Genomic DNA, 18,426 nt, shown 5'->3' with positions numbered 1-18,426 from the left:
CCTTTAGTCGTCCACGCCCAGATAGGCTTCCAGCACCACCGGATCGGCCCGCACGATGGCCGGCTCGGCGTCGGCGATCTTGCGGCCGGAGGCGAGCACCACCACCCGCGAGCAGATGCCCATGACGAGGTTCATGTCGTGCTCCACCAGCATGATGGCCATGCCGGTGCCGTTCAGCGTCTTGATGAAGCGGGCAAGCTCCGCCGTCTCGGAATCGTTGAGGCCGGCGGCGGGCTCGTCCAGGATCAACAGGTCCGGCTTCATGGCCAGCGCCCGGGCGATCTCCAGATATTTGCGCTTGCCATAGGAGAGGTTGGCGGCCAGTTCCTGCGCCTGGTCGGTGAGGCCGACGCGCTCCAGCGCCTCCCAGGTGCGGGCCGAGATGGCATCCGCCCGCTTGGCGCCGCCCAGCACAGCGCCAAGCGCCGACTGGCCCATGGCCCCGACCGCTCCCACCGACACATTGTCGAACACCGACATGTTCGGGAACACGCGCAGGTTCTGGAACGTGCGCGACATGCCGCGCGCCGCGATCCTGTAGGGCTTCAGGCCCGACACGGTCTCGCCCTTGAAGCGCACCGTGCCGGAGGAGAGCGGCGTGAAGCCGGAGATGAGGTTGAAGAGCGTAGTCTTGCCCGCTCCGTTGGGGCCGATGACGCCCACCAGCTCGCCGTCCTCGACGCGGGTGGTCACATCGTCCACCGCCACCAGGCCGCCAAAGCGGCGGGTGACGTGCTCGATCTCGATCAGGCTCATTGCCAGCCCACCTCGCTCTTGGAGGGCGCCCCGCGCCATTTCAGGCCAAAGCCGCGCCGCACCACGGAGAGGGCGGAGACCTCGCCGAACAGGCCCTTGGGCATGAACAGGATGGAGAAGAACATGACGAGGCCCACCATCACATTGCGCAGGTCGCCCAGGCCCCGCAGCAATTCGGGCAGCAGGATCAGCAGCACCGCCCCGATGATTGCCCCCGGCAGCGAGCCGAGCCCTCCCACCACGATCATGGCCAGGATCAGGATGGAGGTGGAAAAGCCGAAATCGTTGGGCGAGACATAGCCCGTCGTATAGGCCCACAGCGCCCCGGCAATGCCGGCGAAGAAGGCCGAGATGGTGAACACCTCGATCTTCAGCTTGACGGTGTTCACCCCCATGGCATCGGCGCACTGGTCGTCTTCGCGCAGCGAGCGCAGGGCATTGCCGTAGTAAGAGTGGCTCAGCCGGTGCAGGACGAAGATGGAGACCGACACCAGCACCGCCACCAGGAAATAGACCGCCAGCGGGGCCTTCAGCGGGAAGCCGAACAAATTGATGCCCGAGAACAGCATCACGCCGTTGGGCCCCTTGGTCACCGCCACCCAGTTGAGCAGCACGGTGTTGATCATCTGCCCGATGGCGAGGGTGGCCACCGCGAAATAGATGGAGACGAGGCGCATTGTGGGCAGCGCCACCACGAAGGCGAAGGCCGCCGCCACCAGGCCCGCCGCCGGCAGGCCCCAGATGAAGCCGATCTTCCAATCGGTGCCGAGCAGCGCCGCCACATAGGCGCCGATGCCGTAGAAGGCGGCATGGCCCAGATGCAGGAGGCCGGCGGCACCCGTCACCAGATGCAGCGAGGCGGCGAGCAGGGCGAAGATGAGGACGAGGTTCGCCACCTGGAAGAAGTAGCCCTTGCCCGAAAAGGCGAGGAAGGCCGGCACCAGGGCGAAGACGACGAGAAGGACGAGGATCTTGCCGATCCAGCCTTTGCGCATGAGATCAGACACGTTCCCTCCCGGCTCCGAAGAGGCCCTGCGGAAAGAAGATGAGGGTGATGATCAGGAAGCCATAGGCGACCATGTCGGCCCAGTTGGACGAGATGAAGGTGGTGGCCAGCCCCTCGGACAGGCCGAGCAGCAGCGCGCAGACCACCGCGCCGGGAATGGAGGACAGCCCGCCCATGACCATGGCGACGAAGGCCTTGATGCCGGGGATGAACCCCATGGCGGGGAAGATGGCGCCGTAATAGAGCCCCACCAGGATGCCCGCCCCCGCCCCCATCATGGAGCCGAGCGCGAAGGTGGTGATGATGGTGCGATCGGTGTCGATGCCCACATACTTGGCCCCCAGCGGATTGGCCGAGACCGCACGGATGGCGAGCCCCGCCCGGGTGCGGGTGAGCATGAATTGCAGGCCCGCCAGCATGATCGCCGCCACCGCGAAGATGATGACATCGCCGGTGACGATGGTGATGGGGCCGATCTCGATGGGGGTGTTGATGAGATACTCGAACGGCACCGTCTGCATCTGCGAGCCGAAGGCATATTCCAGCCCCTCGCGGGCGACGATGGAGACCGCCAGCGACGACATGAGGGTGGATTCCCGCATGGCCCGGGATTTCAGCGACGCCTCGTCGGAAAACCGCCGGAACGGCTTGAAGGCGATGCGCTCCAGCCCCACCCCCATGGCCGCGCCCACCGCCAGCACCACGAACAGCACCACCAGGAAGGGCGGGGCAAAGGCGGTGATGAAGATGAGGCCCACGAAGGCGCCGAGCGTGTAGACCTCGCCATGGGCGAAGTTCACCACGTTGAGCACGCCGAAGATCAGCGTGAAGCCGATGGCCATCAAGGCGTAGATGACGCCCTGTGACAGGCCGATGGCCAGTTGTTGCAGATAATACGGGTCGATCACGGAGGGCCCTTTCCGTCGGGTCGCGGACCGCCGGCGTGTCCGGGGCGGGGCCCTGGCTCACCGGATGAGGGATGGCGATGGCGCAGCGCGCGGACCGGGGCTCTCCCCGCGTCCCGTCTCATCTGCGAACGGATAAAGAGGGGCAGGAGGACGCGGACGCCCTCCTGCCAGACAGTCACTCGTCGACGGGGGTGAAGACGCCGTTGACCACGCGCACCTTCATGAGCTGCTTCACCGGCTCGCGGTCGGCCCCGAAGGTGGTGGTGCCGGTCACGCCGGGGAAGTCCTTGGTGGCGGCCAGCGCGTCGCGCACCTTGGCGCGGGTCACGTTGGGATAGGACTTGGCCACCGCGTCCAGCATGATGTTGACCGCGTCGAAGGCCTGGGCCGGGAACTGGCCGGGCTCAGCGCCGCGCACCTTCACCCATTCGGCCACGAAGTCCTTCACCTCGGGCTTGGGGCTGTTGGGCAGGAAGTTGGTGGTCAGCGACAGGCCTTCTGCATCCGCGCCGGCCAGCTCAATGACTTTCTGGTTATGGGCCGCCGAGGTTGAATAGACCGGGATGTTGATGCCCAGCTGCTTCATCTGCTTGAGGAAATTGGCGGCATCCTCATAGAAGAAGGCGGTGTAGATGGCATCGGGCTTGGCGCGCTGGATCTTGGTCAGCAGCGCGCGGAAGTCGGGCAGGCCGCGATTGAAGAACTCGGTCAGCACCACCTTGCCGCCGCCGGCCTCGAAGGCATCGCCGAAATACTTGACCGCCGTCTGGCCCCAGTCGGTCTGCTCGCCCACCAGCGCCACCTTCTTGATGCCCTTCTTGAGCATCCAGGCCGCATTATAGGGGCCTTCGCCCGCCTGGGTGGTGATGTTGCGGAACTGCCATTCGGAGATCTTGGCATAGTCGGGATGGGAAGCCGACTGGGAGAGCTGGGGCATGCCCGCCTCCTTATAGACCTGCGCCGAGGCCATGGAGACGCCGGAGGTAAAATCGCCCAGCACGCCCACGATGGCCGGGTCGTCCACAAACTTGCGGGCGATGGCGACGCCTTCCTTGGCGTCCGAGCGGCTGTCCTCGAACACGATCTCCACCTTCACCGGAATGCGACCGGAGGCGTTGAAGCGGGCGAGCGCGATCTCGGCGGCGGTCTTGAAGTCCTGGCCATACTGGGCCGTGCTGCCGGTCAAAGGCAGCTGGTAGCCGATCTTGATGGGATCGGCGGCAAAGGCCGGTACCGACAGGGCGCCAGCGGCGACAGTGGCCAGGGCAAGGCCGACAAAAGTGCGGCGGGTGGACATAGGGGTCATGGCAGTGATGCTCACGTCTCGGGAAGGGTGATGGGTTCTTTTTAGCCTATTTTTTGTGCGCGTCGAAACGCGGGGCAGCCGAGTGTCAGACGGCATCCCCCGGTTCCACGATGAGGCGGCAGCAGCCCTCCTCGCCGGGATGCCAGGTTTCGCCCTTGAAGATGAAGCCGGCGGCGCTGAAGAGCCCGCCATCAATGGCGCCGCCCGCCTTGCACAGAAGCTCCAGGTCCGCGTCGGACCGTCCCATTCCGGCCCAGGCTTCCTTTAGGGGGCAACGGTGGAACTTGATCTCCAGCCGGTCCGCGTCGCACTGGCGGACCTCAGGCTGGAACAGGATGTCGCCGGCGGGAATGCCGCCCAAAAAGCGATCCTTCAGGCCCGACAAATCGGCGGGGCCGAGATCAGCGAAGCGGGCACCCATGGTGGCACCCATGCGGCGGGTGGCCTCGCTGGAGAGTTCCACAGCCCGCTCGGTGCCGAACGCCTCGCGCAGCACGTCGAACATGTTGGCATAGGCGGCGGCGCGCATGTTGAACGCGCCCTGGAGCCATTCGATGGGCACCAAGCGGCCGCTGGGCGAGCTCTCGGTCATGACCTCTTCCTTCTCTGGAGGGACGGGTTTGGGTGTCTCAGGAGGGCTCGACGGCATCCTTGTGCCGATACCAGGCGAGCATGGTGGGAGCGACGAGCTTGGCCACCCCATGGAACGGATAGGGGCGCACGGGGGTCAGCGGCACCGGCAGGTCCGCCTCCGCCTTGCCTTCCATGGCGTCGGCGAGGACGGGACCCAGCGCGGTTGAGAGCGCGACGCCCCGCCCGTTGCAGGCGACCCAGGCCCACAGACCGTCGGCCACCCGGTGGAAGCGGGGCATGCGGTCATCCGTCATGCCGATGCGGCCGTTCCAGACGAAATCGAACGTGGGCACGCCCATTTGCGGGAAGATGCCCGCCAAGCGCGCGCCGATCAGCCGCTTCAGGCGCTCCGCGCCATTGAAGGGCACGATGAGCGCGCCGCCGGACACGAGGCGCCCGCGCGCATCCCACCGGAAGAAGCGCAGATCCCCATGGGTGTCGGAGAGCGCCTGCCGGCCGGGCAAGACCTTCGCCCGTACCGCCTCCGGCTGCGGCGCGGTGGCCATTTGCCAGGATAGGACCGGTACCAGCGAATGGGCGAGGCGCGGGGCAAGGCCGGGGGCGAACCAGTCCGTATAGCCATTGGCCGCCATCATCACCTGGTCGGCGATCACCCGGCCCTTCGACGTGGAGACCAGCCAGCCGGCGGGCGTGCGCTCAACCGAGCGGACCGGGCTGTTCTCATAAAGGGATGCCCCCGCCGCCACCGCCGCGCCGGCCAAAGCGCGGGCATAAGCAAGCGGATTGATGTGGCCCCCGAAGCGGTTGAGCATGCCGCCATACCAGGCGCGCGAGCCGGTGAGCGCCGCGGTCTCGGCGGCATCAAGCAGGCTCACCGGTGCCCCGCGCCGCGCCCAGGCCTCCACCCGCGCGGCGGAGAGCTTCACGCGGCCGGGGGAATGGGCGGGCTGGAACCAGCCGGTCTGTTCCGCCTCGCATTTCAGATCGAGCCGGCGCACCAGGTTGAACAGGTTCGCCGCGCTATCCGACACCAATTGGGCGAACCGCTCGCCCACCGCGCCGAAGCGCTCCGCCATCACGTCCGGCTCGGCACCGGTCATGGTGGGGATGACTTGGCCATTGTTGCGCCCGGAGGCGCCCCAGCCGGCGCGGGCCGCTTCCACCACCACCACCTTGTGGCCCCGCTCGGCCAGGGCCAAGGCGGTGGACAGGCCCGTGAACCCTGCCCCCACGACCGCCATGTCGGCCCGAACCTCACCCTCCAGCGCGGGCGCAGCGGGGCGGTCGGGAGTCACCGACGCCCAGAGGGAGGGAGGAAAAGGCACGGGCTTTGTCATGGGTCGAGATCCGGTCTTCAGCGGCGCTTCAGGCCGCGACGGTTTCCACCTGCAGCGAGCCGTCGAAGAAATCGACCGCCGCCCGGGCATGGAGCTTGGTGGAATCGAACACCGGCAGCGGGCTGTCCTTGTGGTCGATCAAGAGGCCGATCTCGGTGCAGCCCAGAATGACGCAGTCCGCGCCCTGCGCCTGCGCCTTGCGGATCACGTCCACATAGAAGGCGCGGGAGCTGTCCTTCATGACGCCCTGGCACAGCTCATCGAAAATGATGTCGTGCACGCCGGTGCGGTCATCCGCCTCTGGGACCAGCATGTCGATGCCGAAGCGGGCCTTCATGCGGTCGCGATAGAAGTCCTGCTCCATGGTGTAGCGAGTGGCCAGCAGCAACGGCTTCTTCCTGCCCGCCTCCACCAGCGCATGACCCACCACGTCCACGATGTGCAGCAGCGGCACAGGCACGGCGCGCGCGACCTGGTCGGCGACGAGATGCATGGTGTTGGTGCAGATGAGGATGCAGCCGGCGCCGGCGCGCACCAGTCCGTTGGCGGTGTCGGCCAGCGCCTGCTCGGCCAGATCCCAGCGCCCCGCCTTCTGCATGGCGACGATCTCGTCGAAATTCACCGAATGGAGGAGGATGTCGGCTGAGGCGAGACCGCCCCGGCGATCCCGCACCAATTCATTGATTTCTTTGTAATAAACGGCCGTGCTTTCCCAGCTCATGCCGCCGATCAGTCCGATTGTCCGGGACACAGGACATCTCCCTCACATCAATGTCACGGGAACGTTACCCGGCTTGGCGCGGAGGAAGTGCGCGTCTTTTGGCAGACTTTCGTCAGAATCTGCAATCTGGTTGCGTCATAAGTTGCATCTATCGAAAATTTTTGCGCATCTGGCCGGAGATGAGCAAACGAGGCGCGCATGCTGGACATTCGGGACAAACGGATTCTGGAGACCCTGCAGGAGGACGCGACCCTTCCGGTGGCCGACCTTGCCGACAAAGTGGGGCTGTCCACCTCCGCCTGCTGGCGGCGCATCAAGGCGCTGGAGGAGGACGGGCTCATCAGCAGGAAGGTTGCGCTGGTGGACCGTCGCAAGGCCAATGTGGCCATGACGGTGTTCGTGGGCGTGCGCACCTCCCGCCATTCCATGGCCTGGCTGGATGCGTTCCGAAAGGTGATCCAGGGCATCCCCGAGATCGTCGAGGCCTACCGCCTCACCGGGGACATGGACTATCTGCTGCGCCTGGTGGTGCCGAGCGTGGAAGTCTACGACGCCGTCTATAAGAAGATGATCAGCGAGGTGGATTTCACCGACGTGACGTCCTTCATCTCCATGGAGGAGTTGAAATACACCACCGCCGTCCCCCTGCGCTATGCGTGAACAGGCGCCGCCCCGACCGGGCGCGCCCAAGTCCCCTCTCCCGCGGCGCCGGGAGGGTATGGAGGGGGCGAGGCGGCGGAAGGAGAAAAAAGGGCGGCGCGTGGGGTGTGAAAACCTGCGGCCCGGCGGCGCCCCAATGCACCACATGATACCACCGACCCGCAAAGCCTTGCGTCTGAAGCCTGCTTTGGCCCCCCACACCCCGCAAAACGGCGGAAAATCGGCGCGACCCCTTGCCATTGCGCCATTTGTCCACTAGGTAACCGCCGTCCGGGACAGCACCCTTCATGGCGTGGGCCGTACCGGCGGGCAGGAAGTGCGGGATACGTGCTTCCATCGACGGAGGATGCCCGCCCTGGCCGACGTGCGGTTCGAGGCCCGACGCACATCCATATGCATCGTTCCGCGCGGCCTTAGCGCCGGCCCATCGGTCCGTCCGGTGGCGGCCTGGGTGTCGACCGGGCCATCCGTGGGGAACGGGCGTCCATTCCAAAGACGCCGGCGCCAAGACAGTTCGGAGACTAGATGTCCTTCGTAGAAACCACGCGTGAAGACTTCGCCAGCCTGCTCGACGAGAGCTTCGGCCGCGCCGACCTGAATGAGGGCGCCGTCGTCAAGGGTATCGTCGTCGCCATCGAGAAAGATCTGGCGATCATCGATATCGGCCTGAAGACCGAGGGCCGCGTTGCCCTGCGCGAATTCGCAGGCCCCGGGCGCGAGAGCGCCATCAAGGTTGGCGACGAGGTCGAGGTCTACCTCGAGCGCGTCGAGAACGCCATGGGCGAAGCCGTCCTCTCGCGCGACAAGGCGCGCCGCGAGGAGAGCTGGGTCAAGCTCGAGAAGGCGTTCAATGCCGGCGAGAAGGTCACCGGCGTGATCTTCAACCAGGTCAAGGGCGGCTTCACCGTCGATCTCGACGGCGCCGTGGCCTTCCTGCCCCGTTCGCAGGTGGACATCCGTCCGATCCGCGACGTCGGCCCGCTGATGCACAATCAGCAGCCCTTCCAGATTCTCAAGATGGATCGTCGCCGCGGCAACATCGTCGTGTCGCGCCGCACTGTGCTCGAGGAAACCCGCGCCGAGCAGCGTCACGAGCTGGTCCAGAACCTCGAAGAGGGTCAGGCCATCGAAGGCGTGGTGAAGAACATCACCGATTACGGCGCGTTCGTGGACCTCGGCGGCATTGACGGGCTGCTGCACGTCACCGACATCGCCTGGCGCCGCGTGAACCACCCCACCGAAGTGCTGAATATCGGCCAGACGGTGAAGGTGAAGATCATCAAGATCAATCACGAGACCCACCGCATCTCGCTCGGCATGAAGCAGCTCCTGGGCGATCCCTGGGAAGGCATCGAGGCCAAGTATCCGGTGGAGGCCCGCTTCAAGGGTCGCGTCACCAACATCACCGACTACGGCGCATTCGTGGAACTGGAGCCGGGCATCGAAGGCCTGATCCACGTCTCCGAAATGTCGTGGACCAAGAAGAACGTCCACCCCGGCAAGATCGTCTCCACCTCCCAGGAAGTGGAAGTCCAGGTGCTCGAGGTGGATCCCGCCAAGCGCCGCATCTCGCTCGGCCTCAAGCAGACCCTGCAGAATCCGTGGGAAGCCTTCGCTGAGAAGTATGCCCCCGGCGCGGTGGTCGAGGGCGAGGTCAAGAACAAGACCGAGTTCGGCCTGTTCTTGGGCCTCGACGGCGACGTGGACGGCATGGTCCACCTGTCCGACCTGGACTGGAACCGTCCCGGCGAGCAGGTGATCGACGAGTTCCGCAAGGGCGACGTGATCAAGGCCGTGGTGCTGGACGTGGACGTCGAGAAGGAGCGCATCTCCCTCGGCATCAAGCAGCTGGCCGGCGACCCCTTCGCCGATGCCGGCGACGTCAAGAAGGGCGCCATCGTCACCTGCGAAGTCACCGACGTGAAGGACGGCGGCATCGAGGTGAAGCTGACCGGCACCGACCTCAGCGCCTTCGTGAAGCGTTCCGAGCTCGCCCGCGATCGCAACGACCAGCGCCCCGAGCGCTTCTCGGTCGGCGAGAAGCTGGACGCCCGCGTCACCCTGTTCGACCGCAAGGCGCGCAAGGTGCAGGTGTCCGTCAAGGCGCTCGAGATCGCCGAGGAGAAGGAAGCCGTGGCGCAGTACGGCTCGCAGGATTCCGGCGCTTCGCTGGGCGACATCCTGGGTGCCGCGCTCAAGCAGCGCGCCGAAGGCAAGGAGTGAGTTTCGCGCCGGCGGCCTGCCGCCGGCGTCTGCTCTGCTCAAAGGAAAGGCCGGCCTCGCGCCGGCCTTTCTTATGTCGCCCTCTACACGCTGAAGCTGCACACCCTTATTGCACCCTTTATGAATGAGAAAATAAGATGGCCACCGCCGAGAATGATCAGCACTCCTTTATTATACTCAACAAGGCTCAAGGAGATGCCGTAAGGGGAATTACATCAGAAGGGCATGGTCTCGACCCTGTTCGCAAACTCCTTAGTTTTTATATTTTACCTACAAGGGTCTTGAATGACCCTGCGCACGCAGCAAAGCATGAACAACTGGCTTCTCTGCCGCAATTTCAGATCGCGCGATCGACCGAGCCACTCCATCCGTTGGCAAGCTTGACCCGGATTGTCGAACCACTCTCAGATTCAACTGACGTTATGTATGATATCCACGCAATCTCTGAGATGGTATTTGAATACAAATCCTTCGATACACTTAATCTCTCTCCTGCTGACATTTTTGAAAAAAAGACACAGATAAATATTGATCCGACAACCGCCAACGGGACCCTTAACATAATTGCATTAAAATCAATTTCTGTGTCCCTTACAGATCACATCACTTTCACTGAAGACTACAAACCGAATGACAGCGCCTCAATTTCAATTAAAGAAGATTATTTAAATTTTCTCAAAATCACAAATAATCGAATAATTGAAGCCATATCTGAAATTGAAAATAAAACACAACTAAATGAAGACACTCAGAAATCTATAAATGTCGCAAAAATTTCAATCGACAGCATCTGCACTGATGTAAGAGAATGGATAATACGGAATCAATCTCGCGTCGTAAATGCAGGCCTGAAGATTGGAGCGCTCGGCACGCTTACGGCCTTCCTGAGCTTTTGCGGAGTTCATCCAGATATCGGTTTTCTAGCAACAGCGGCAGTGATGGAGGGCGATCAAGTTCTCCCAACCTTAAAAGACAACTTGGCGAAAAAGGAAAAATGAATGTCGAGAGCGATGACGTTTTCTGGATGCTGTGAGGAGTTTTGAAAGGCACCGGGCGCCATTGCAAAAGCCCGCCGGGTGCCGTTTAAGTGCAGCGGCTGCGGGGAAGTGGAAGAGGCAACAGGATGTCGCTGGACATCGACCAGATCGTCGACCGCCGTCGGCTGAGGCGCCAGCTCACCTTTTGGCGCGTCTTCGCCGTGCTGGTCCTGGTGGTGGCGCTGGGCGCGGGCGGCTATGCCGCCTTCGGACGGTCCTCGCTGGATTCCGCGCCCCATGTGGCGCGCATCGTCATTGGCGGCCTCATCCGCAATGATCGCGACCGGGTGGAGATGATCGAGCGCATCGCCAAGTCCAACGCCTCGGCCGTCATCCTGTCCATCGATAGCCCCGGCGGCACGGTCACCGGCTCCGAGCAGCTCTACAACGCCCTGCGGCGCCTCGCCGAGAAGAAGCCCACCGTCGCGGTGGTGGAAGGCATGGCCGCCTCCGGCGCCTATATCGCCGCCATGGGCGCCGACCATATCGTGGCCCGCCGCAATGCCATTGTCGGCTCCGTGGGCGTCATCTTCCAGTTTCCGAACGTGACCGAGCTCCTGAAGTCGGTGGGGGTGACGGTGGAGGACATCAAGTCCTCGCCGCTCAAGGCCTCCCCCAACATGTACGAGCCCACCAGCCCCGAGGCGCGCGCCGCCATCAATTCCCTGGTGCTGGACAGCTATGCCTGGTTCAAGGGCCTGGTCTCCGACCGGCGCAAACTCTCCGACGCCCGCCTCGCCGCGGTCACCGACGGCCGCGTCTTCACCGGCCATCAGGGGCTTGAGCTGCATTTGGTGGACGAACTGGGCGACGAGCGCACCGCGCGCCACTGGCTGGCGCGGGAGAAGGGCGTGCCGGATAGCCTGCGCACCCGCACCTGGAGCACCAAGTCCGTGGGCGACGAATTCGGCTGGCTCTCCGCCGGCACCCGCCATGTCCTGGAGGGCCTCGGCCTCGCCGGGCTGGGGCGCGTGATGTCGCAGGTGGCCGAAGGGGCGCTGGAGCGCGCTCAGCTTGACGGCCTGCTGGCCCTCTGGCACCCTCAAAGCGGCTTCTGAACCCCTTGCGGTCGCGGCAGAAAACTCGCATTTTCTTTCACTAAGACGGGATGCCGCCTGGACCAAAGCTGGTAGAGACGTTGACACTCCTGCTCCTTTGACCTCGAGGGATTTTAGCGCCGCCATGATCAAGTCTGAGCTCGTCCAGAAGATCGCCGAGGCCAATCCGCACCTGTACCAGAGGGACGTGGAGAACATCGTCAACGCCATCCTGGAGCAGATCGTCTCTGCCCTGGCGCGTGGCGACCGGGTGGAACTGCGCGGCTTCGGTGCTTTTTCCGTGAAGCAGCGCGATGCCCGCACCGGGCGCAACCCGCGCACCGGCAAGCAGGTGGACGTCTCCGAGAAGGTCGTGCCCTATTTCAAGACCGGCAAGGAGATGCGCGAGCGTCTCAATCTCGGCAAATGAAACGCGGCCCCCAGGCGGCATCGGCCGCGACAGCAGGGGCCGGCTCCCCATTCCTACCGGCAAGTGAGTGACCGTGCGGCGCATCCTCTCTCTGGTGATCGGCATTCCCCTGTGCGTTCTGGTGGTGGCGCTGGCCGTCGCCAACCGGCGCCTTGTCACGCTCTCGCTCGACCCCTTCAGCGCCGACGCGCCCGCCATGGCGGTGAACCTGCCGCTGTTCGTCATCATCTTCGGCGCCCTGATCGTGGGCGTGATCCTCGGCGGCTGCGTCGCCTGGTTCGGCCAGGGTCAGGCGCGCCGCGATGCCCGCCGCGCCCGCAAGGTGGCGCCCACGCCGAAATCCGGCCCGGCTTTGCCCGCGCCCGTGCGCCGCGCCTGAGTCTCCCGGCCGAAGCCGGCCCGGCCTGACGTCCCCAGCCCCTCGGCGTGCACCGCCAGCGGAAGCGCGACAGCCGGCGGTTTCTGCGCTATGCTGTAAAGAGCTTGCCACCGTCTCGGTCCCACCGGATGTCACGCGCCTGTCCCCGTCCGCCCCTGCGCCCCCGGCAAATGCCGGTGCTGCGCCGGATGCTGGCCCGGATGCTGGCTCTGGTGCTCGCATTTTCCTTCGTCCCCGCCCTCGCAATGCCCGGTCCGGCCATGGGGCTGCACTGTGCGGACGCCGCTGACAGCGCGGCCGCGCACGCCACTATGGCGCATGAGGGGACGGCATCGCCGACGCTCCATCGGGCGTCGGGCCATCCCTCCGGGCATCTGGCCGCTCATCACGCCCCGCCCGAAGCATCGGGAGAGATGGCGAAGGTGGCATCGGCCGACGGGACCGGGACCGCGCCGACGGGCCACCCCGGCTGTTGCCTCGCCGCCTGCCCGGCTTGCCTTCCGGCCGTAGCCACGGGGCCCGGCCTTGCGGCGCCGGCCGCTGCCCGGCGCAGCCACCTGACGCTGAGCACGCGCTTGCCTGACGGCCTGCCGCCGGGAGAGGCCCTCGATCCGCCCCGCAGCCTGCTGGCCTGAAGGCGCGCCTGCGCCTTTCGGACGCTTTGAGCCTGGACTGTGCCGTGCCTGCCCGATCGTGGTGCGATCAAGCAGGGCGGGCCCACGCTCACGACCCCTGCCCTTCCGCACCGACTGTCCTTCGATTCCCCCACGGGGAGAGGTCCAAGGCGACGCGGTGCACGCGATCGAGATCCATCATGAACAGAAGAGACCTCCTCACCGGATGCGCCGTCGGCGCCGCAACCCTTGCCGCTTCGGGCCTTGGCCTTCCGCGCCCGGCTTTCGCCCAGACCCAGGACCCCGCAAGACTCCAGGACCCGGCGAAAGTCCAGGAGCCGGCGAAAGCCCGGCGGCTGTCCGTCACCTCCCGGACCCTGGAGGTGAACAAGCGCGCCGCCACGGTGTTCGGCCTCGTCCAGCCGGACGGCTCGCCAGGCCTTACCTTCAATGCGGGGGACGCGTTCGATGCGGTCCTCACCAGCACCATCGACGCGCCGACGCTGATCCACTGGCACGGCCTGACCCCGCCCTGGCCGCAGGATGGCGTGCCCGGCAACCCGGCCGCCCCGCTCTCGCCCGGCGAGGTGCGCGCCTATGACTTTCCCGCCGGGCCCGGCGGCACCCATTGGATGCACGCCCATACGCTCCAGGAACAGAATCTGCTGGCCGCCCCGCTCATCGTCCGCAGCCGCGAGGACGCCGGATATGACGAGCAGGAGGTGGTGATCCTGCTGCACGATTTCTCCTTCACCCCCGCGGAGGAACTCCTTGCCCGCCTGCGCGGTGGCGCGGGCGGCATGGACCATGGCGCGGCAGGCATGAATCCAGGCGCCATGCCCGGCGGGATGATGGGGCATGCCGGCATGAGCCATAGCGGCACGTCCCACGGCGCGATGGGGCATAGTGCGATGGGCCATGGAGCCGGTAGCGCCATGGACCTGAACGACATCGCCTATGACGCCTATCTCGCCAATGACCGCACCCTCGATGACCCCCAACTTGTCCAGGTGGACAAAGGCGGGCGGGTCCGCCTGCGCATCATCAACGGCGCCTCGGCCACGGCCTTCCAGATCTCGACCGGCGTCCTGGAGGGGCAGGCCATCGCGGTGGATGGCCAGCCCGTGCAGCCGGTGCGCGGCACGCTGTTTCCGCTCAGCATGGGCCAACGCATCGACATTCGCCTGGCGGTGCCGGCCGAAGGCGGGGCGTGGCCCATCCTGGCCTTGCGGGAAGGCGAGCTGGAGCGCACCGGCATCATTCTGGCGACGGCGGGCGCGCCGGTCCGAAAGCTGGCGACCCCTGGCACGCAAAAGGTCGGTGTCGTCGACCTCGCCTTGGAGCAGAGCTTGCGCGCCCTCGCCCCGCTGCCCCGCCGACGGGTGGACCGCAGCTATCCGGTGACGCTCACCGGCAGCATGGCCGGCTATAGCTGGGCCATCAGCGGGCCGCAGGCGCTGACCGTGCGGCGGGGGGAGCGGGTGGAGATCGCCATGATGAACATGTCCATGATGTCCCATCCCATGCATCTGCACGGCCACCGCTTCCAGGTGGTGGAGATCAATGGTCGCGCAGTGACCGGGGCGGTGCGGGACACGGTGGTGGTGCCGCCCATGGCGCGGGTGAAGATCGCCTTCGACGCCGACAATCCCGGCCACTGGCCCTTCCACTGCCATCACCTCTACCACATGGAGGCGGGCATGATGGCCTTCGTGGCCTATGAGGGCGTGGGGTAGTCCCCCTCCACGTGCGGGCGGGCGGGTTCCTCCCGCCCGCGTCTCAATGGCCGGCGGGGCCGCGCGGCAGCTGGAGGCGCGCCCGCTCCTGGTCCATGCGCTCGATGACGAGCTTGGCCAGCAAAGTCAGCAGCGCCACCATGGCCAGGACGGTGGCGGCGGCGAAGGCGCCCACCACCTGGCTGTCCTGGTAGAGCAGCTCCACCTGGAGCGGCAAGGTGGAGGTATTGCCGCGGATATTGCCCGAGACCACGGAGACGGCGCCGAACTCGCCCATGACGCGGGCGTTGCAGAGCGCGGCGCCATAAAGCAGCGCGAAGCGCACATTGGGCAGCGTGACGGTGCGCAGGATGCGCCAGCCGGAGGCCCCAAGCGTCACCGCCGCCTCTTCCTCCTCGCGCCCCTGCGCCATCATCAGCGGCACGATCTCGCGGGCGACGAAGGGGGCGGTGACGAACAGGCTCGCCAGGATGATGCCGGGAATGGCGAACATGATCTTGATGTCATGGGCTTCCAGGACCGGCCCCAAGAGCCCCTGCGCGCCATAGACAAAGAGATAGGCCACGCCCGCCACGATGGGCGAGATGGAAAAGGGCAGCTCGATGAGGGCGAGGAGCAGCCCGCGCCCGGGAAAGGAGAACTTGGTCACCGCCCAGGCGGCGGCGATGCCGAAGGCGACGTTCACGGGCACGCAGATGAGCGCGGTGAACAGCGTCAGGCCCATGGCGTGCAGCGTGTCGGGGCGGGCAAGACTCTCCAGATAGGCCGCCGTGCCGCGCTTGAGCGCCTCCGAAAAGATGGACGCGAGCGGGGCCAGCAGCACCACGAGGGTCACCAGAAGCACGAGGCCGATCAGCACCCGCCGCGTGTGTCGGCCATCGCCGACCCGTTGGCGGTTGGGGGAGGTCGCGTCCGACATGCTCAGTCCTCCCGGATCGCCCGGCGTTGGTGCCAGGTCTGGATGAGGTTGACGCACACCAGCATCACAAAGGCGAGGCCCAGCATGGTGGCCGCAATCGCCGCTGCGGCGGGATAGTCATATTCCTCGATGCGGATGAAGGTCAGCAGCGCCACGATCTCGGTGCGGAAGGGCTGGTTGCCCGCGATGAATACCACCGCCCCGAACTCGCCCAGCGAGCGGGCAAAGGCCAGAGAGCAGCCGGCCAGGAAGGCGGGGAAGATGGCGGGCAGGATAACCGTGCGAAACACCCGCCATTCGGAGGCGCCCAGCGTGGTGGCGGCCTCCTCCACATCGGGGGCGAGATCCTCCAGCACCGGCTGCACCGTGCGCACCACGAAGGGAATGGAGGTGAAGGCCATGGCACACACGATGCCCGCCGGCGCATAGGCCACCTGGATGCCAAGATCCATCAGCGGCGCACCGAACCAGCCATTCTTGGCGAACAGCGCGGTCAAGGCGAGGCCGGCCACCGCCGTGGGGAGGGCGAAAGGCACGTCCACCAAAGTGTCGAGGAAGCGCTTGCCGGGAAACTCGTAGCGCACCAGCACCCAGGCCAGCATGAGCCCATAGACCGCGTTGAAGGCGGTGGCGGCCAGCGCGGCGCCGATGGTCACCTGGAAGGAGGCGAGCGTGCGGGGGGAGAGGATGATGGCGATGTAGCGCTCGAGCCCCACGTCCGCCGCCTTCAGCAGCAAGGCCGAAATGGGCAGGAGGACGATGAGGGCGAGATAAGTGAGCGTGATGCCCAGCGAGAGGCGGAAGCCCGGAATGACGCTGAACATGAGCCGACCCCCAGGCTTGCGACGAACCGAGCGTGCGGTGCTCCGCCGGACAGAGGGGCCGTTATGGCGGGGACGCGGGCACTTGTCGAGCGGACGGCGGGCTTAGGCCAGCCGCGCCGCAGATCAGCCGGACGTCGGCTCAGTAGCCGGGCAGGTCGAAGCGGCCGGGAAGCGGATAGCGGCCGGGCACGAAGCCGCCGTCCACCGCGCCATAGGTCGGGTAGAACCAGCCGGAGGGCAGCGCATAGTCCAGATAGGACTTGGAGCCCGGCTTCACCACGGTGCCGGCATCCAGCGGCGAGCGCTTGGAGATGTCCACCGAGGTGCGCGTGCGCTTCTTGGCGGGGGTGGTCGTCGTGGCGGGTGCCGCGGACGCGGATGGGGTGCTGCTGGAAGGAGAGGTGGTTTGGGCTTCGGCCATGCCAACCCCCGCGAACATCAACGCGGCGGCGATGGTGAGAAGCGGCGCGACACGCATTGAACCCTCCAGCCCGGACATGGCTGCCCCGAATCCCATTCGGTCGCAGCCCAATCTGCAATCTAAGCGAGGAAGTCCGTCCGGTCGAGGTCGGTTCCTGCCCAGCACTGTCCCCTGTGCCTGCGCCAAGCGCCGGCGGGAACGCCGGACCTCTCTTATAGGGCATTGATCGACAACGCATTAATGATCATCGTCAAATCCGCCCCGAGGGCCGGCCGGGGTGCGAAAGTCGCGTCCACGTGACCGGGGGGCAACACCCTTCGCCGCCACCGGGCGGGACGGGACGAGCGACCCCTGCGTCAGGAGCGGCGCTGCGGCGCGGGAAATGCGCGTTGCATGGAACGGCCGATGGGCATAGAAACGCGCGTTTCCGGCCAAGGGTGCCGGCAAGCCTGAAGGGACGTCATGGGCTACAAGGTCGCAGTAGCCGGCGCCACGGGAAACGTGGGCCGGGAGATCCTCTCGATCCTCGCCGAGCGGGGCTTTCCCGCCGATGAGGTGGTCGCACTCGCGTCGCGCCGTTCGATGGGCGTCGAGGTCTCCTATGGCGATAAAACCCTGAAGGTGAAGGACCTCGCCACCTACGACTTCTCCGACACCGACATCTGCCTGATGTCGGCGGGCGGCGCCGTGTCGAAGGAATACTCGCCGAAGATCGGCGCGGCTGGGTGCGTGGTCATCGACAATTCCTCCCAGTGGCGCACGGACCCGGACGTTCCCCTGATCGTTCCGGAAGTGAATGCCGACGCCATCGTGGGCTTCAAGAAGAAGAACATCATCGCCAATCCCAACTGCTCCACGGCGCAGCTGGTGGTGGCGCTGAAGCCGCTGCATGACGCGGCGACCATCACGCGGGTGGTGGTGTCCACCTATCAGTCCGTCTCCGGCGCCGGCAAGGACGCCATGGACGAGCTGTTCAGCCAGACCCGCGCGGTGTTCGTCTCCGATCCGGTGGAGCCGAAGAAGTTCCCGAAGCGCATCGCCTTCAACCTGATCCCCCAGATCGACGTGTTCATGGAGGACGGGTACACGAAGGAAGAGTGGAAGATGGTGGTCGAGACCAAGAAGATCCTCGATCCCAAGATCAAGCTCACCGCCACCTGCGTGCGGGTGCCGGTGTTCATCTCCCACTCCGAATCGGTGAACGTGGAGTTCGAGAAGCCCCTGTCGGCGGACGAGGCGCGCAAGATCCTGCGCGAGGCGCCCGGCATCCTGGTCATCGACACCCGCGAGCCCGGCGGCTACGCCACGCCTCACGAGGCGGCCGGCGAGGACGCCACCTATATCTCGCGCCTGCGCGACGACCCGACCGTGGACAACGGCATCGCCTTCTGGTGCGTGTCGGACAACCTGCGCAAGGGCGCGGCGCTGAACGCGGTGCAGATCGCGGAAGTGCTGGTGAACCGCAAGCTCATCACCTCCCGCCGCAAGGCGGCCTGAGGCTGGCTTGATCCAAGCTGA

The 18,426-nt window shown here is 65.7% G+C and carries 18 protein-coding genes; 8 read left to right on the top strand and 10 right to left on the bottom strand.

The features are described from left to right. Positions 1-3: 3 nt before the first annotated feature. From PV781_RS18425 to PV781_RS18395, 7 genes are all read right to left on the bottom strand, one after another. Entirely contained in the window at positions 4-756 is a 753-nt protein-coding gene (locus PV781_RS18425) for an ABC transporter ATP-binding protein (protein WP_274777100.1), read from the bottom strand. Beyond that, complete coding sequence (locus PV781_RS18420) at positions 753-1,763, bottom strand: branched-chain amino acid ABC transporter permease (RefSeq protein ID WP_274777099.1); 1,011 nt, start codon at positions 1,761-1,763, stop codon at positions 753-755. The genes PV781_RS18425 and PV781_RS18420 overlap by 4 nt, the downstream gene beginning before the upstream one ends. Next, on the bottom strand, positions 1,756-2,670 hold the full coding sequence (locus tag PV781_RS18415; protein ID WP_209103055.1) for a branched-chain amino acid ABC transporter permease: 915 nt from the start codon (positions 2,668-2,670) through the stop codon (positions 1,756-1,758). The genes PV781_RS18420 and PV781_RS18415 overlap by 8 nt, the downstream gene beginning before the upstream one ends. A 175-nt stretch (positions 2,671-2,845) precedes the next feature. After that, positions 2,846-3,976: an ABC transporter substrate-binding protein gene (locus PV781_RS18410; RefSeq protein ID WP_274777098.1), complete on the bottom strand. Its 1,131-nt coding sequence runs from the start codon at positions 3,974-3,976 to the stop codon at positions 2,846-2,848. A gap of 85 nt (positions 3,977-4,061) precedes the next feature. Further along, complete coding sequence (locus tag PV781_RS18405) at positions 4,062-4,568, bottom strand: L-2-amino-thiazoline-4-carboxylic acid hydrolase (RefSeq protein ID WP_274777097.1); 507 nt, start codon at positions 4,566-4,568, stop codon at positions 4,062-4,064. A gap of 37 nt (positions 4,569-4,605) precedes the next feature. Then, entirely contained in the window at positions 4,606-5,907 is a 1,302-nt protein-coding gene (locus PV781_RS18400) for an NAD(P)/FAD-dependent oxidoreductase (RefSeq protein WP_274777096.1), read from the bottom strand. Between the two features lie 28 nt (positions 5,908-5,935). Continuing rightward, positions 5,936-6,658 (bottom strand): aspartate/glutamate racemase family protein, encoded by a 723-nt coding sequence (locus PV781_RS18395; RefSeq protein WP_274777095.1) that lies wholly within the window; start codon positions 6,656-6,658, stop codon positions 5,936-5,938. A gap of 168 nt (positions 6,659-6,826) precedes the next feature. Here PV781_RS18395 and PV781_RS18390 point away from each other — a divergent pair, with 168 nt between their 5' ends. The 7 genes from PV781_RS18390 to PV781_RS18360 all read left to right on the top strand — a co-directional run bounded on the left by PV781_RS18390 (position 6,827) and on the right by PV781_RS18360 (position 14,744). After that, positions 6,827-7,288, top strand: a complete 462-nt coding sequence (locus PV781_RS18390) for an Lrp/AsnC family transcriptional regulator (protein ID WP_425532421.1) — start codon at positions 6,827-6,829, stop codon at positions 7,286-7,288. Positions 7,289-7,813: 525 nt separating this feature from the next. After that, positions 7,814-9,511, top strand: coding sequence for a 30S ribosomal protein S1 (gene rpsA, locus PV781_RS18385; RefSeq protein ID WP_274777094.1), 1,698 nt, complete (start codon positions 7,814-7,816; stop codon positions 9,509-9,511). Between the two features lie 137 nt (positions 9,512-9,648). Beyond that, on the top strand, positions 9,649-10,509 hold the full coding sequence (locus tag PV781_RS18380) for a hypothetical protein (protein WP_274777093.1): 861 nt from the start codon (positions 9,649-9,651) through the stop codon (positions 10,507-10,509). A gap of 125 nt (positions 10,510-10,634) precedes the next feature. Next, positions 10,635-11,606: a signal peptide peptidase SppA gene (gene sppA / locus PV781_RS18375; protein WP_274777092.1), complete on the top strand. Its 972-nt coding sequence runs from the start codon at positions 10,635-10,637 to the stop codon at positions 11,604-11,606. A gap of 124 nt (positions 11,607-11,730) precedes the next feature. Beyond that, the gene (gene ihfB, locus PV781_RS18370) at positions 11,731-12,015 is read left to right on the top strand and encodes an integration host factor subunit beta (RefSeq protein ID WP_274777091.1); all 285 of its coding nucleotides are present in this window, start codon (positions 11,731-11,733) and stop codon (positions 12,013-12,015) included. 73 nt (positions 12,016-12,088) lie between these two features. Continuing rightward, the gene (locus PV781_RS18365; protein ID WP_274777090.1) at positions 12,089-12,394 is read left to right on the top strand and encodes a lipopolysaccharide assembly protein LapA domain-containing protein; all 306 of its coding nucleotides are present in this window, start codon (positions 12,089-12,091) and stop codon (positions 12,392-12,394) included. Between the two features lie 814 nt (positions 12,395-13,208). After that, positions 13,209-14,744 (top strand): multicopper oxidase family protein, encoded by a 1,536-nt coding sequence (locus PV781_RS18360; protein WP_274777089.1) that lies wholly within the window; start codon positions 13,209-13,211, stop codon positions 14,742-14,744. A gap of 43 nt (positions 14,745-14,787) precedes the next feature. Here PV781_RS18360 and cysW read toward each other — a convergent pair whose 3' ends face one another. The 3 genes from cysW to PV781_RS18345 form a co-directional block, all read right to left on the bottom strand. Next, entirely contained in the window at positions 14,788-15,663 is an 876-nt protein-coding gene (gene cysW / locus PV781_RS18355; protein WP_274777088.1) for a sulfate ABC transporter permease subunit CysW, read from the bottom strand. 2 nt (positions 15,664-15,665) lie between these two features. Beyond that, the gene (gene cysT, locus PV781_RS18350; protein WP_274777087.1) at positions 15,666-16,487 is read right to left on the bottom strand and encodes a sulfate ABC transporter permease subunit CysT; all 822 of its coding nucleotides are present in this window, start codon (positions 16,485-16,487) and stop codon (positions 15,666-15,668) included. A gap of 139 nt (positions 16,488-16,626) precedes the next feature. Beyond that, the gene (locus PV781_RS18345) at positions 16,627-16,965 is read right to left on the bottom strand and encodes a hypothetical protein (RefSeq protein ID WP_274777086.1); all 339 of its coding nucleotides are present in this window, start codon (positions 16,963-16,965) and stop codon (positions 16,627-16,629) included. A 405-nt stretch (positions 16,966-17,370) separates the two neighbouring features. On the opposite strand from PV781_RS18345, the gene PV781_RS18340 reads away from it, so the two are divergent. After that, positions 17,371-18,405, top strand: coding sequence for an aspartate-semialdehyde dehydrogenase (locus tag PV781_RS18340; protein WP_209101808.1), 1,035 nt, complete (start codon positions 17,371-17,373; stop codon positions 18,403-18,405). Positions 18,406-18,426 lie beyond the last annotated feature (21 nt).

Origin of the sequence: Aquabacter sediminis, assembly GCF_028863665.1 — a bacterium.
In the GTDB taxonomy this organism is placed as follows: Bacteria; Pseudomonadota; Alphaproteobacteria; order Rhizobiales; family Xanthobacteraceae; genus L1I39.
This window is presented reverse-complemented; position numbering and strand designations above follow the sequence as displayed.